This window comes from Oleiphilus sp. HI0117 (genome assembly GCF_001635235.1).
Map to the genome: position 1 here is coordinate 1 of NZ_LWGA01001470.1, position 14,194 is coordinate 14,194.

Annotated in this window: 14 protein-coding genes; 9 read left to right on the top strand and 5 right to left on the bottom strand. The window is 45.6% G+C overall.

Features of this window, described 5'->3' with window-relative positions:
- From A3757_RS24450 to A3757_RS24465, 4 genes are all read left to right on the top strand, one after another.
- A partial coding sequence (locus A3757_RS24450; protein WP_068740451.1) for a molybdopterin-dependent oxidoreductase occupies positions 1-1,663 on the top strand: 1,663 nt, incomplete at its 5' end.
- A gap of 43 nt (positions 1,664-1,706) precedes the next feature.
- Positions 1,707-1,928 carry a YheU family protein gene (locus A3757_RS24455; protein ID WP_068509273.1) on the top strand — a complete coding sequence of 74 codons (222 nt, stop codon included), beginning with the start codon at positions 1,707-1,709 and terminating at the stop codon, positions 1,926-1,928.
- A gap of 5 nt (positions 1,929-1,933) precedes the next feature.
- Positions 1,934-2,965 carry a hypothetical protein gene (locus tag A3757_RS24460; protein WP_068509275.1) on the top strand — a complete coding sequence of 344 codons (1,032 nt, stop codon included), beginning with the start codon at positions 1,934-1,936 and terminating at the stop codon, positions 2,963-2,965.
- Between the two features lie 99 nt (positions 2,966-3,064).
- Positions 3,065-3,424, top strand: coding sequence for a hypothetical protein (locus A3757_RS24465; protein WP_068509277.1), 360 nt, complete (start codon positions 3,065-3,067; stop codon positions 3,422-3,424).
- 452 nt (positions 3,425-3,876) lie between these two features.
- Here the strand turns inward: A3757_RS24465 and A3757_RS24470 are convergent, their stop codons facing one another.
- Both A3757_RS24470 and A3757_RS24475 read right to left on the bottom strand, forming a co-directional pair.
- A complete protein-coding gene (locus tag A3757_RS24470) occupies positions 3,877-4,617 on the bottom strand; it encodes a MipA/OmpV family protein (protein ID WP_231878382.1) in 741 nt (246 codons plus the stop codon).
- Positions 4,618-5,223: 606 nt separating this feature from the next.
- Positions 5,224-5,583, bottom strand: a complete 360-nt coding sequence (locus tag A3757_RS24475) for a cupin domain-containing protein (protein ID WP_197469628.1) — start codon at positions 5,581-5,583, stop codon at positions 5,224-5,226.
- Between the two features lie 102 nt (positions 5,584-5,685).
- Between A3757_RS24475 and rapA the strand changes: the two genes are divergently transcribed.
- The 4 genes from rapA to A3757_RS24495 all read left to right on the top strand — a co-directional run bounded on the left by rapA (position 5,686) and on the right by A3757_RS24495 (position 10,137).
- On the top strand, positions 5,686-8,445 hold the full coding sequence (gene rapA / locus A3757_RS24480; protein ID WP_068509282.1) for an RNA polymerase-associated protein RapA: 2,760 nt from the start codon (positions 5,686-5,688) through the stop codon (positions 8,443-8,445).
- Positions 8,442-8,654 carry a DUF3820 family protein gene (locus tag A3757_RS24485; protein WP_068509284.1) on the top strand — a complete coding sequence of 71 codons (213 nt, stop codon included), beginning with the start codon at positions 8,442-8,444 and terminating at the stop codon, positions 8,652-8,654. Before rapA ends, A3757_RS24485 begins: the two co-directional genes overlap by 4 nt.
- Positions 8,655-8,922: 268 nt before the next feature.
- Complete coding sequence (locus tag A3757_RS24490) at positions 8,923-9,288, top strand: hemerythrin family protein (protein WP_068509286.1); 366 nt, start codon at positions 8,923-8,925, stop codon at positions 9,286-9,288.
- Between the two features lie 15 nt (positions 9,289-9,303).
- Positions 9,304-10,137, top strand: a complete 834-nt coding sequence (locus tag A3757_RS24495; RefSeq protein WP_068509287.1) for a polyphosphate kinase 2 family protein — start codon at positions 9,304-9,306, stop codon at positions 10,135-10,137.
- A gap of 11 nt (positions 10,138-10,148) precedes the next feature.
- Here A3757_RS24495 and A3757_RS24500 read toward each other — a convergent pair whose 3' ends face one another.
- Both A3757_RS24500 and A3757_RS24505 read right to left on the bottom strand, forming a co-directional pair.
- Positions 10,149-10,466, bottom strand: coding sequence for a DUF1244 domain-containing protein (locus A3757_RS24500; protein ID WP_231872145.1), 318 nt, complete (start codon positions 10,464-10,466; stop codon positions 10,149-10,151).
- A gap of 108 nt (positions 10,467-10,574) precedes the next feature.
- A complete protein-coding gene (locus A3757_RS24505) occupies positions 10,575-12,515 on the bottom strand; it encodes a bifunctional diguanylate cyclase/phosphodiesterase (protein ID WP_068552964.1) in 1,941 nt (646 codons plus the stop codon).
- Positions 12,516-12,767: 252 nt separating this feature from the next.
- On the opposite strand from A3757_RS24505, the gene radC reads away from it, so the two are divergent.
- Positions 12,768-13,442: a DNA repair protein RadC gene (gene radC / locus A3757_RS24510; protein ID WP_068552965.1), complete on the top strand. Its 675-nt coding sequence runs from the start codon at positions 12,768-12,770 to the stop codon at positions 13,440-13,442.
- Positions 13,443-13,445: 3 nt separating this feature from the next.
- Here radC and A3757_RS24515 read toward each other — a convergent pair.
- A partial coding sequence (locus tag A3757_RS24515; protein ID WP_231878383.1) for an ROK family protein occupies positions 13,446-14,194 on the bottom strand: 749 nt, incomplete at its 5' end.

Genomic DNA, 14,194 nt, shown 5'->3' on the forward strand with positions numbered 1-14,194 from the left:
CGGAATTATTAACACTTTATTTAATGAGAATTTAATCGAGACAGGCCGGCTATCAAGCCATCTTGAAGGGATCGCCGAAATACAGCTTATCTCGTCCGACTTCAACCCAGAGCACGTGAGCAGCATTACAGGTGTTACCGCCGAAGATATCAGAACACTAGCCCGCAAACTGGCTACCACCCCAAGGGCTTGCCTGTTCGGTAGAATGGGCACCTCAACTCAGGAGTTTGGTGGCCTGGCGACCTGGTTAGTTTATGTGGTAAATATTCTGACAAACCATATGGATGAGCGCGGCGGTTTAATGTTTAGCAAACCCGCAGCAGATATGGTTGAGCTAGCAGCATGGACAGGCCAAAAAGGCCATTATAATCGTTATCAGAGCCTTTCAGGTCTACCGGAATTTGGTGGAGAATTGCCTGCCAGCACCATGGCTGACCAAATCCTCTTGCCTAGTGATGAGCAGATAAAAATGATGATCGTCATGGCTGGCAATCCTGTGCTCAGCAGCCCGAATGGTCAGCACCTTGATCAAGCCCTCGATTCGCTGGATTTCATGGTTTCTATTGATTTTTATATCAATGAAACCTCAAAGCATGCCGATATTATCCTGCCTCCGACTGCGCCTTTGGAGCAGTCTCATTATGATATTGTTTTTAACCTGCTTGGTGTTCGGAATGTCGCTAAATACTCACCCGCCTTATTCGAGGTAGATAAGTCTGCTCGTCATGACTGGCAAATAGCGCTTGAGCTTCAGCACCGACTTGGCAAAGGCTCTATTAAGCAAATTATTGGTGAACAATTTTCTTACCAATCACTGAAGCGCTTAGGACCCGACGGCTTATTGGATATCATCCTTCGTACCGGCCCTTATGGTACGCAGCTCCCTGGCACTAGCCAAGCAGGGCGTTTCCTGGTCGATGCCTTACAGGGGTTCTTACCAAGCAAACACCCAGCCCGGAAGATTCTGGATCTCAGCCCTTATGGTTCTCAAAACAGAAGTTTGAGCAAAGGCCTTTGTGTTAGCTCTTTACTTAATTACCCTCACGGTATCGACTTAGGCCCCTTGCAATCTCGCCTACCCGAACGGCTCTACAGCGTGAAGAAACGAATTCGACTCGCACCGAATACTTACTTAAAAGATATGACTCGCCTACGTAAACGCGGCGAGCAACTGCTTGACAGTCACAAAGCCGAAAACGGACAACTCTTATTAATTGGCAGGCGTCACGTCCGCTCTAACAATTCCTGGCTACATAACAGCAGGCGCCTGGTAAAAGGTAAAAATCGCTGTACTCTGATGATCCACCCTGACGACGCGAAACAAGTACAACTTAAAAACGGAGAACTCGCTCACGTAAGTAGCAGAGTTGGACAGCTTGAGATTGAAGTAGAGTTAACTGAAGATATCATGCCGGGCGTTGTCAGCATTCCTCACGGCTGGGGGCACCAGCGCGAAGGCTCAATGCTATCTGTTGCAAGCAAGCGGCCCGGGGTTAGTGTCAATGATCTAACAGACGACAGATATGTAGACAAACTGAGCGGCACCTCTGTATTGAACGGCGTTCCAGTGCAAGTTCTTAAAGTTGGTCAAGACAAGAGAAAACGTACAACGCGTTCTCGTGCAAATAAATCCAGGGTACGTATGAGTGCCAAGCTTTCTTAGCCGGAATAAGTAAAACATATACTCTTATGCACCAGGTTCTAACATGATTATCGACCCCTCTTTTTTAAGCCCGGATGCATTAGATGGCCTAATAAACGACTATTGTTTAAGAGACTGGGGACTCAATGATGTCGAAGCCCCTTTGGAAACAAGAAAGTCTCAGGTGCAACAGGCGCTAAAGCAAGGCAAACTGGTCATACAATATAGCGAAGAGGAAGAAAGCGCTCATATCATGTCTGCAGACTCTCTCGGCCTGGATAATTAGATTAGATGCCCTTACAAGATCAACACCCGCCGATCATCCCCCACGAACAACTTGCCAAGTTGATTGGTGAATTACGGTTTGATGAACTTCTTCAGCAGCTGGAACAGTTTCTCATAGATGGGCTTGAGTCAAACAAGACAACTGCCAAAGCTAAAATAAATGGCTTTGAGGTCAAGCTCAATTATCGGAATAATACAGTCGAAGGTGCCTGCCAATGTCCAGAGTCTGATGGCTTTGACTTCTGCCCACATTGCGCAGCACTCTGTCTGCATGTTAACCGGAATACCCAGCAAATATCATCTCTCGCCAAAGGCCCCGACAAAAGCCGGGTACTTGCCTACCTGCTTAGTCAAGATAAACAGAACCTAGCAAAAGAGTTCTTATCTTTATTGAGCAAGGACAGTGAGCTATTCGAACGCTATGTGCTCAGGGCATCCTTAAATCAAGGCGAACTAGATTACTCAGGACTGAAAAGCCAGATAACCGAGTTAACACGCAAACCTGAAAAACTGTTCAGCCAACGGCAGGTTAAACACTTTTTCGCAAAAATCGAGCGCTTTCTAGACGAGCTAAACGCTTTGGATCACTATTCTGACGCGGACAAAATGCTCAAACTAATGGAGCATATGCACCAGCGTCTGGTGCGCCTGCTCGATACAATTGATGACAACTCAGAGCAGCGTAGTGAAGCCGTTACGACCTACAGAGCACTGTATAGTAAATTACTATTGCAGCTGCAGGGGCGAGAAGAAACTAAAGCCAAGCGTTTCTTCAAACTATGGGTGAATGATCACCACGCTATTCTACCTCTTGATATTGAAGCCTTCCTGGATCAGAACATAACAAACAAGTTTATATCCCTACTCAATAAAATACTAAAAGATAAACTAGCTAAAAAAACCTCCAAGGCAACTGACGATCTCAAGCAAATCCAGCGAGAAAAAATTCTCCGGTACTTACTCGACTCGGCCCTTAAGAAAAACGATACCGACAAGGCCCAACAAATGAGAACTATGATTGAGCAAGGCCGCCAGTAAAGGCTGGCTATTTCCTATCAAAATTGCCCCGTGCTTTTCAATTTTCATGATAGGATAGCGGGCACATCAATACAGACTACAGCGTACTAAGGAAATATTATGAGCGACAACGCGCCTGAAATAAGCATGAACCCTGATGAACTTTATCTTGAAGAAGTCTATACAGACAACAAAGTCGGCACTATTCGTCGCATGACACCTGTCGATGCAAATGGCGACGCAGACAGCGCTAGACCCGTTCTGTTTATCGGCAGCACTCAAATGATGACGCCAGCTGGACCACTTCCTTTGAACTTCGAACTTCAAGGTTCTACTCTGGGTCAAGCGGCAGCTAACTTTGGCGAAGCAGCAAACAAGTCGCTTGAAGATACAATGAAAGAACTTCAAGAAATGCGTCGTGAGCAGGCTTCTCAGATCGTCGTACCGGGCCAAGGCGGAAGCCAAATCCAAATGCCTTAAAGCATTTTTTCAATGGGGTCAGACTCGATTGAAAAATAGCCATACTTATGTAGGCGGGGCCTCCAGTCGCGCAAACCGAAACCAGGGAATCGTTTGAAAGCCCCGTGGCACAGCAAGCGCCCCGAGGACGGGCCGCCTACAAAGTCATAATACTTATATGTAAAAGTTGGCACGCAGTCTGACCTACTGAAATAGCGGTTTCGACTAGAGCCTACAAATACCCTGCCCAAACTTAGTCAGCAAAGTGCCAAAACTTGCCGTTGAAGGTTGATTTTGGTTTGGCCGAATGTTACTGGCTTCAAATTCCTGGGTGATGTCTGTAGATGGTGAACAACCAACTTAACAAAGTGTTAAGTCGGCTTTCGGGTCTTCCCTAATATAATTTGAGCTAGCTTGATTGTTTATTAAATAAACTAAAAATGAGGCTTCTAGGTGAATACTTGATAGGTGTTCTAGAAAACGTAAATGAATCCAACGCCGACCTCAGCTTCATAGTTGTTGCGTGCGATTGGGCTATCCGCAATGTCACTACTATAACGCTCATAAACCGCCTCGCCGAAAACCTGCCAATTCTCATTTACATAATGGCGATAATTGTAATTAAATCCAAACGAGCGAAATCCTCCACTCAGGTCGGTCTCATTCAGTCCCGATGCAACTGACTGCTCTGCATCTATACCAAAATCTTTATTGACATAATCACTATCGTGAAATACCAAAGCGATGGCAATTTCATGGCCGGTTCCGTCGTTCTGACCACCGAAGCGGTGCCCCACGCCAAAAAGACCAAGACTTCCGTTTTCACCGGTCACCACTCGAGCATCCAGCCAATAACGCCAGTCGGTATCGAAAGCATGGCGTGCTTGCAAAACTAGTTCAGTTCCCTCATCTCCTTCACCGAGACCATCCAAACGACCGTCATCAGAGTCACTTTCTTCACGCCCCTCATCGAAGCCCACGACAGCCTCGAATAGCCATGTGTCAGAACGAAGACCACGCCACCCGAGCGCCTCACCGGCCCAGAAGAAAATATTATCACCTTTACGCCATTGCACCGCACCGGCAGGATCGACTTCTGCGCCAAATTCATCAGACCCTTCGTAGGCTGATTCGTATTCAACAGCCAGGCCAAGTCCGAAGGCCCAGCCATCATTGCCCCGCGTAAAGTCATCAATTGAAGGTAAGGGCACCATAGCTGTTTTTGTGTCCTGGGCTAATGCTGTTTGAAAGGAGAGTGTATATAAGCAAGTTGTCAAAAGCATGCCAGTAATTTTTTTCATTTAAATTCAACTTATAGAGTGAAGAACAATAAAGTACGTGAAGAATATATTATTGGATCACGCACAATTATTTTCGCTTGAAGGTTCGATTCTAGTGACTAAAAAAAGTGTTCTAATATCCCAAAAGCACTTTTAATAAACTCTATCAGACACTCATCTGGCCTTAATATAACTAAAGCGATAACTATGGTTGTGTACTCTTGGCGATAAATTTCAGTGTTTTCAACGGCATTCACTTCATCTCTTCTTCGTTAATGTCTCAAAGCTAAAATTGACTGTATTAACCTGATACAAATAAGGCTGAAGAGTGACAGAATATCGGATAGTTACTTCTAAAACGAATGTTTGCATCTTTCACTTTCCCAAAGGTACTGCTTTGGTGGCTTGTGGCCTAAATATTCAAGCTTTATGATCAAAGCCGAATGGCAACTTTGCGGACCTAATACGCCTTTGCCATGTTATTTGGTAATGTCACGCTCGGTATTTCAAACTGTAAGGTCGGGGTTGAGCCGATACAACTTATACGTCTAAGTCCTCATAACACGCAGGCATAAAGCGTGGCGTACACACAGCTAAAAACACCAAGTCACCCTCCCCGTCGTTATATATCTTCTGCCTAATGCCTTGCGGGATCAGTACTACATCCCCAGCGCTAACCTGCTGTTCCAGATCTCCAACATAAACCTTGCCTGAACCCTGCTGAATCACATAGCGCTCACTGACTTCTGTTAAGGCATGCCAGCGCGTTGTTTTACCCGGTTCAACTCTAGCTCGCGCAATCGAAAGTGCGGGATCATCGTCAGTATTTAACATCTCCAAGATATAGCAGCCCTCGTGAAAGTAATACTCTTCCCTTTCTGGCGTTCTATAGATACTCAAATTATTCCTCCATTCACCTTCATCTGTGTTATCAACAGGCTTTTCTTGTTAGTATTCGCGCCATATTTGTTCCCTTATTGAATACTGTAAAGAGACGCCAAAATGTCGTATATCATAGGCCAACGCTGGGTCAGCCAGACCGAACCCAAATTAGGATTAGGAATCATCAGCGAGTTTGAAAACCGCCGAGTGACGATCACATTTCCGGCAGCCGGGGAAACTCGCACCTACGCCAGCGTCAACGCGCCTATCAGCCGTGTAGTGTATAAGGCTGGCGACACGATCACCAGCCATGAAGATATCGATTACCTGGTTCTCGACCTCGACCAAAGCGCAGACATTATTACTTACATTGTTGAAAATAAAGAAAGCTCTCAACACGAAGAACTGAGTGAAGTTGAACTTAACTGTTTTATCCAATTTACCTCACCACTTCAGCGCCTGGTTAGCGGCCACTATGACCGAAATAGAGCCTTCCGACTTCGCTATGAAACGCTGCAGCACAAGCACCGCTTACAGCAGTCGTCAACGGATGGGCTGCTTGGTTCACGCACAAGCTTACTTCCTCATCAAGTATATATCGCTGATACTGTCGCGAAGCGCCATGCCCCGAGAGTATTGCTAGCCGATGAAGTAGGACTAGGTAAAACCATTGAAGCAGGCATGATTCTCCACGCCCAGTTGCACAATGGTTTAGCCAAAAGAGCTTTGATCGTCGTTCCTTCTACACTGGTGCATCAATGGCTGATCGAAATGCTACGCCGCTTCAATCTCAGCTTTTCTATCTTTGATCGTGAGCGTTTTGATAGTTTGACCGAAGAAGGTATCGAAAAGCCCTTTGAGACCGAGCAGCTAGTTCTCTGCCATCAGGACTTCCTGATTAATGAAGATATAAAAACCGCAGCCTTAGCGGCCGACTGGGATTTACTGATTGTCGATGAAGCGCATCACTTACATTGGAGCGAATCAGAAAGCAGCATCGAATACCAGTGCATTGAAGCCTTGGCAGCTAGAAGCCGCGGCGTACTATTGCTTACGGCTACGCCTGAGCAAGCCGGTATCGAGAGCCACTTCGCCCGTTTGCGCTTGCTCGACCCTGACCGTTTTCACTCCTTAGAAAAATTTATTGAGCAAGAACAAAACTATCAGGAAATCTCTGATTTGGTCGGAGAGCTTCAAGGTCTTGAAGACGGCTCGTCACTGCCAATTAAAGCCCTTTCCCTACTCGGTGATGATGCACAAAATATCGATATTCCGGAAGCAATACAAAGGCTACTTGATCAGCATGGCACCGGTAGAATACTGTTCCGCAATACTCGCCAAGGTGTTGAAGGCTTCCCGGATAGAATCCTACAGCCTCACCCACTCGATGCAGCTGTTGGTGATGATCAATTTGAAGATGAAGCCGGCATTAAACAGAATCCGAAAGTCACTTGGCTAACCCAGTTCCTGAAAGATAACAGAGATGAGAAAGTCCTGATCATCTGCGCCAGTGCTGAAACGGCTTTAGCGCTGGAGTCCTATCTTCGACTACGAGAAGGCCTGCGAACAGCAGCCTTCTACGAAGGTTTAAGTATTATTGAACGTGATAGAGCCGCTGCCTACTTTGCTGATAAAGAGGAAGGTGCACAAGCCTTAATCTGTTCAGAAATTGGCAGCGAAGGCCGAAACTTCCAGTTTTCACACGACTTAGTGTTATTCGACTTACCAGAGAACCCTGACCTACTCGAACAACGTATCGGCCGCTTAGACCGAATCGGGCAAACACATGACGTCAATATTCATGTGCCCTTCATTCCTGGCAGCCGCCAAGAGGGTTTATTCAACTGGTATGACCAGGCTCTGGATGCCTTCACTCACAGCTGTGCGGCAGGCTTTGCAATTTATGAACAGTTTGCCGTCGAACTGGAAAGTTACTTAAGCGAAGGTGACTTTCAATCTGATCAGGCCTTGTCTTTTATCAAACAAGCCCGTGAGCATCGCGATGCGGCTATGGCAGCTCTTCAAACGGGTCGTGACCCCCTACTTGAGCTTAACTCCTGCAATCCTGAAGAAGCCGAGAAAATCATTGCCTTGATCGAATCTGAGGAAGCAAGCCAGGACCTGTCCTCTTACATGGAAAAGCAGTTCAACCTTTACGGTGTTGAACAAGAGTACCAGTCAGACCAGACTCTGATCATTCGCCCTGGAGAGCACATGCTGGAGCAGCACTTTCCCGGCTTAAACGATGAAGGCAACACCTTAACCTTCCACCGTTTGAAAGCGCTTGTCCGGGAAGATGTCGAGTTTGTCTCATGGGAACACCCGATGGTGACCGATCTAATCGAGCAAACCTTAACAGGAGAGCTTGGTAATGCAGCCTTGGCAACCATGTCGGTAAAAGGTGTTGAACCTGGTACTTTATTTTTGGAAGCCATATTCGCGCTGAACAGCATGGCACCAAAGTCTCTGCAGCTTGACAAATTTTTGCCGGTATCGCCTCAGCGGATCGTTGTTAATATTACCGGCCGCGACCTTAGCGAAGTTTTACCCTACGAGCAGCTTAATGAGCTCTGCAAAGGGCTTAAGCGATCGATGGCGCATGCCGTATTGAAAGAGATCCGTAACGATATTGGTACACTACTTGAGCATGCTCAAAAAACTGCCGAAGCTTCGGTTCCTTCATTGATCAGCCAAGCTAGCGAAGACATGAACAGGGAGCTAGGTAATGAAATTCAGCGCCTGATTAGCCTCCAGGAAAAGAACCCTTTAATTCGCGACGAAGAAATCGACGCTCTGCGTCACAGACAAAGTGCTTGTCAGGAATATATTGAAAAAACAGGGCTAGAAGTTCAAGCCATGCGAGTTATTATCAACACATGATCGAAAAGCAGCACCTGGTAAAAATAGCCAATACACAAATGCCCTTCGGGAAGTACGGTGGCCGTCGTTTAATCGATCTACCTGAAGAATATTTACTCTGGTTCAGAAAAAAAGGCTTTCCGAGCGGCGAGCTAGGTACACTGCTTGAACTGACGCTTGAGATTAAAATTGAGGGCTTGGATAAAGTTATACATCCCCTTAAACGATAGTGCAGTACGTTAGGCGCTGTAGAGCTAAAAAATGGCCTCATGTAGGCAGAGGGTTCCACCCCTCGCTAGTCGATGCCTCGCGCTAAACCTCAGCGAGCCATGAAAGGCTCTGCCTACAGATTTAGCCGGGATGTTTAACTCGATACAGAGTAAGACCCTTATTTTTTACAATAACGCCTAATATTACACCGTTCAATTTGCAGACAACTTTTCTATTTCTAAACTAGACTCATACTAACGTGCACCTTCACTTGGGTAGAGTTCAGTAATGGAAAAGACCAGCGAGCTAATTTGGCAAGACACTCAGCACCAAGAGCTTTTCAGGCTGATTGATGCCTTGAAGGCCCCTAATTCCGGCCAAGAAATCTTTACCCGGCTGTCCAGCTACGCCGACCACCACTTCTGTCTCGAAGAAGCCTACATGCTCCAACTTAACTACCCCAAAACCGAAGCCCATATTAAAGCGCACAATCAATTTCGTGATGAACTGGATGACATGGTAAACAGTATGGGTAAGTTTGACGCTCTGGTTCGTGAATCTATTTCAATATTTCTGCGAGAGTGGTTACAAAGACATGTATTCGGCATCGACAAGGACTTTGAAGCGTTTGTACTGAAGTCGAAGGTAAAATAACAAAACAGGATACCAATGAAAAACATCACTCACCCAGCCTCGCCCGTTATCCTTGAACAAAAGCCTCCTAACCTCTCTAAGGTGAATTTTGATCAAGCTCTCATTGAATCAAAAAGCCAATACACAAAAGCACTTAAAAGCTGCCAGGAGCGCCTTCTCCAAATCCAACAAGCCTATTATCGACAAGGCAAACGAGCAATTATCGTGTTTGAAGGTTGGGACGCCTCAGGTAAAGGTGGGGTAATTAGGCGAATTAGCGAAAAGCTCGACCCCCGCGGTTTTAGGGTCTATCCGATATCAGCGCCTCACCCCGATGAGCAAGGCCGACACTACCTGTATCGCTTTCAAACCCGTCTTCCCAAGCCAGGCACCTTAGCCATTTTTGACCGTTCTTATTACGGCCGGGTGCTTGTCGAGCGAGTAGAAGGCTTTGCACCAGAAACAGCTTGGCAGAGAGCTTATCAAGAAATAAATGAATTTGAGCGAATGTTGACTGATGACGGCGTGCACCTGATCAAGTTCTTTTTACATATCACGCCCGAAGAACAACTTAAGCGTTTTGAACTACGTTTAAACACACCAGAAAAGCAATGGAAGCTAACAGAAGAAGACATCCGAAATAGGCTAAAATGGGACGATTACACACACGCAAGCAACGATATGTTCCGTTTCACTAGTACCGAAGCATCACCCTGGAACGTAGTACCCGCTAATCATAAGTGGAGCATGCGAGTTGCTGTCATGCAGAAGCTGAATGATCAGCTTGTGAAAGGTGTTGATATCACACCACCCGCTCTCGACCCAAAGCTGGTCAAAGCTGCCAAGAAGCATTTGGGTCTAGAAATTTAGGCAGGAGTGATTTACTTCTGCTTCGCTTCAAAAGCTTCGAGCTGCTGAGGCGTTGCCTTCAATTGATGCTTCTCTTTCCATTCAGAATAAGGCATACCATAAACGGCTTTACGCGCCTGATCATAGTCAATTTCAACACTTTGCTCTTCGCCAGCGGCCATGTACCATTTTGCTAAGCAGTTACGACAGAAGTCAGCCAGAATCATTAGGTCGATATTTTGCACTTCTTTGTGGTCGTCAAAGTGTTTTAGCAGTCGACGAAAAGCGGCCGCTTCGATCTCGGTACGTTGTTGATCGCTCATATTTTCAAATGCGGTATTTACAGACATATTATCCCTTAATATTGTTTAATTAGTGCGCCAAGGCTATCGGTTTTTTTGTAGATAGTATCAGAAGCACGCTTATTTTTTCTGAAATGTGCGCCACAAATACTGGGCTCACTGAGACTTTACTTCAGACTCTAAGTAGTCGAGCAAAAATTCTTGCTCTAGAGGTTTGGAAAAGTAATAACCCTGCAGTTTTTCCACGCCTAACTCAACGAGTTTACGACACTGAGCCTCAGTTTCCACCCCCTCAGCCACAACATCAAACTTGAGCAAGCGCGCGGCATGCGTAACAGCTGTCACAATAGCAAAACCACTCGTATCCAACTTCGTGATAAATGATCGATCAATTTTTACCGTATTTACCGCTAAATCCTGCATAGCGGATAATGAAGAGTATCCTGTTCCAAAGTCATCAATCGAAACTTTGATACCACGTGACTGTATAGCCGAAATGGTCTCCATCATCTTTTCAGTATCTTTGGCAAATACTGATTCTGTAATTTCCAAGTAGATGAGCGAAGGGTCAATACCACTTTCTTGTACAGCTTCATCAACTATGCTCAAGAAGTCAGAATCCTCTAATTGAATCACTGAAACATTAATACAAACTGAAACCCGCCTCAGACTTTGCCACGCAAGCGCAACTTTACACGACTCTTTAAGAACCCATACGCCTATTCGATGTATTGAACCGTACTGTTCAGCAATTTTGATGAACTCATCAGGAGGGATGCTCTTACCTTCAAAATCCCATCTCAATAAAGCTTCAAATGCGATGTTCTTACTATTATTTGTTGATACGATCGGTTGAAAAACAAGACGCATCTGATCCTTATCAATCGCATCATTTAATCCTTTTTTCAGTTCAAGCTCATATTGGTGTTTAGCTTCCATTTCTGGTGTGAACACACAAACTTTTGAGGGTTTTGTTTTTTTCTGGTGATACATTGCCGTATCAGCAAACTGAATCAACCTGCTTTCAGAGCGCTCATGCTCGGGATATAAGCTAATCCCAACCGTCGCGCTAACCGGCAATATCCCCTCATTTGATTGATGTTCATGAGATAAAATTTCAATTATCTCGTAGGCCTGTGAGATGGCTTTTTCACTACTACAATCTTCAATGGCAATCAGGAACTCATCACCGCCCCAACGGCATAACAAACTTTCATTGGCAACTTTTTCACGAAGCCGTCGAGCACTTTCTTCTAAAATTTGATCCCCTACCTTATGCCCATAGGTATCGTTTACTTTCTTAAAACCGTCAAGGTCTATAAATAATAAACTCAGGGTGCTCCTTTTCTCATCACTTGCCTGCAAACTCGCTTTAAGGTTCTTCAGAAAAGAGTTCCTATTGTGCAAATGGGTTAGTGAGTCTAAATTAGAAAGCTCATAAATTTTCTGCGTTCTCTGCTCTACTTTTTGTTCCATACGATTTACTAACAAGGCATTTTCATTCTTTAAAGCAATCGCATCTCGAGCAAAGTTTGCTGACTTAGCTGAAATGATGAGCATCACGAGACTATAGCTAAGCCCTAACACACCAATATTCTGATCGGTCGCGTCGTTACTGAGTAAGAACACCACCGACACAGGACACAACAAGGCAAAGGTATAAAACATGGACGTAAGTTTATGAGCAGCCAACACAATAGCCGACCCACCGGCCATCCCTGAAATCACAATTATAATCGTTACCTTCTCAACCAAGGGACTATAACTCACAGCATAAGCGGCATAGCTAGACCACATTAAGGCCGTTAGATTGACCCCATAAATAAAGCGTCTGACTGACCTTTTGCCGTCGTAGTGAGTCTTCGATAAATGCTTCTTCCAGGATACCCAGTCAATCAGCCTAACAAGCAGTAAACTCATCATCCCTAACCACCAGGTAATTTTAAACTCTTGCAGAACAGGATTATCGTAAAAATAAACTAAAAAGCTGGAAGCAATAATCGATATTAATATGCCAGAAAAGGCATTCCCATAAAGAAGCTCAGCAGCATCACGTTGATCATCATATGAAAGTAAGTCTTGAGTACTGCGCTGCACATGTCACCTAAACTAAGTTATTTCAAGATTGATAAGAATTCTTAAGCGCCCGGACTACACAAAATTATGGCGCACGTAGACTACCATGCTGTAGGCGCACAAAATTGCTCATTTCGTGAACAATTGCAACAAATTCGCCCATCACACAAAAGCCATCATATCTAGCTTGCCTTTCGGAATTTATAATGCGGTAATTGTAGTACATGATTACCATATACCTAAAATAAGACCTTCAACTAAAAGGATTTAGTGATGTCGATAAAAGACTGGCCCGAGGATGAGCGGCCTAGAGAAAAACTCCTCAAATTTGGTTCACAAAGTCTGAGCGATGCCGAGTTACTTGCCATATTTTTACGCGTCGGCACGCGCGGGCAAAGCGCTATTGAACTGGCGCGCGCCTTAATCCGGCACTTTGGCTCGTTACGACAGCTAATTGGTGCAAGCCAAAAGCAGTTCTGCGCTCATCCCGGCATGGGCCCAGCCAAGTACACTCAATTACAAGCTACGCTGGAAATGAGCAAGCGATGCTTTCATCATGAAATTCAGGAAAGCGATGCGCTTACCAGCCCTGAAGCAACTCGCAACTTCTTACGCAGTGCGATTATCCACAAGAAGCAAGAAGTATTCGGCTGCCTGTTTTTAAACAACCAGCACCAAGTATTGAAGTTCGAAGAACTATTTCAGGGAACAATAGATTCTGCCTCGGTTTACCCACGCGAGGTCGTCGGCAAAGTGATTGAAAACAATGCCGCTGCCGTTATCTTTTGTCACAACCACCCTTCCGGTTCAGCAAAACCGAGCCAAGCCGATATTGAGCTTACCCGACGTTTAGTTAAAGCTTTGGAGTTGATTGACGTACGCGTGCTCGATCATATGATTGTCGCGGGTTCTCTTGTCGTGAGCATGGCTGAGCTGGGGCTGCTATAAACATTAGCCAAAGCCTTTCAAGCCACCTTGGCCTTCACCAAGATAGGCAGCACCATAGACACCCGCCGAATCCCCGAGCTTTGCGCAAACGATCGGGGTTTTGGCGTGTTCGGTAAATACATGCGCTGCCATCCGCTCATTTATATCTGAATAGATCTCGATAATATTGGACATGCCACCGCCCAAAATAATGATCTGCGGGTCAAGTATATTAACCACCTGAGCAAGCGAAGCAGCCAGCTGGTTCAAGTAGCTTTGCCAAATATCTGCCGCCTTGGCATCTTTGGCTCTCATAGCCGAAATAATTTCTTCAGAGCTAAGTACCTGAGCGTACCTAAGATGATAGCTCATGGCTAAACCTGGCCCCGACAAGTAGGTTTCAATACAGTCTTTGCGACCACAATAGCAAAGCCTGCCTCTCTCTGGCTCGGGTAATTTATCCAACTCAAGAGCTGGCAGACAGTTATGTCCCCACTCCCCGGCAATGCTATGTAAGCCAGCTAACACTTTTCCGTTGACGACAAGGCCCGAACCAACACCCGTCCCAAGAATCACGCCAAAGCTAATCTCTGGCACTTGTGCGCCGAACCCTTCTTTGCCACTTCCTGCAAGTGTTTCAGCTAAGGCAAAGCAGTTTGCATCATTTTCCAGATAGACCTCACAAGCGAGTAGGCGCTTAAGATCCTCAAGCAAGGGTTTACCATTCAGTACCACGGAATTGCAGTTCTTCATTACTCTCGGCCCCGTCACGG

Bases quoted from the DNA above. Each gene is read 5' to 3' on its own strand.
- A3757_RS24455 (WP_068509273.1), top strand. From the start codon at position 1,707: ATGATTATCGACCCCTCTTTTTTAAGCCCGGATGCATTAGATGGCCTA.
- A3757_RS24460 (WP_068509275.1), top strand. From the start codon at position 1,934: ATGCCCTTACAAGATCAACACCCGCCGATCATCCCCCACGAACAACTT.
- A3757_RS24465 (WP_068509277.1), top strand. From the start codon at position 3,065: ATGAGCGACAACGCGCCTGAAATAAGCATGAACCCTGATGAACTTTAT.
- A3757_RS24470 (WP_231878382.1), bottom strand. From the start codon at position 4,617: ATGGTGCCCTTACCTTCAATTGATGACTTTACGCGGGGCAATGATGGC.
- rapA (WP_068509282.1), top strand. From the start codon at position 5,686: ATGTCGTATATCATAGGCCAACGCTGGGTCAGCCAGACCGAACCCAAA.
- A3757_RS24485 (WP_068509284.1), top strand. From the start codon at position 8,442: ATGATCGAAAAGCAGCACCTGGTAAAAATAGCCAATACACAAATGCCC.
- A3757_RS24490 (WP_068509286.1), top strand. From the start codon at position 8,923: ATGGAAAAGACCAGCGAGCTAATTTGGCAAGACACTCAGCACCAAGAG.
- A3757_RS24495 (WP_068509287.1), top strand. From the start codon at position 9,304: ATGAAAAACATCACTCACCCAGCCTCGCCCGTTATCCTTGAACAAAAG.
- A3757_RS24500 (WP_231872145.1), bottom strand. From the start codon at position 10,466: ATGTCTGTAAATACCGCATTTGAAAATATGAGCGATCAACAACGTACC.
- radC (WP_068552965.1), top strand. From the start codon at position 12,768: ATGTCGATAAAAGACTGGCCCGAGGATGAGCGGCCTAGAGAAAAACTC.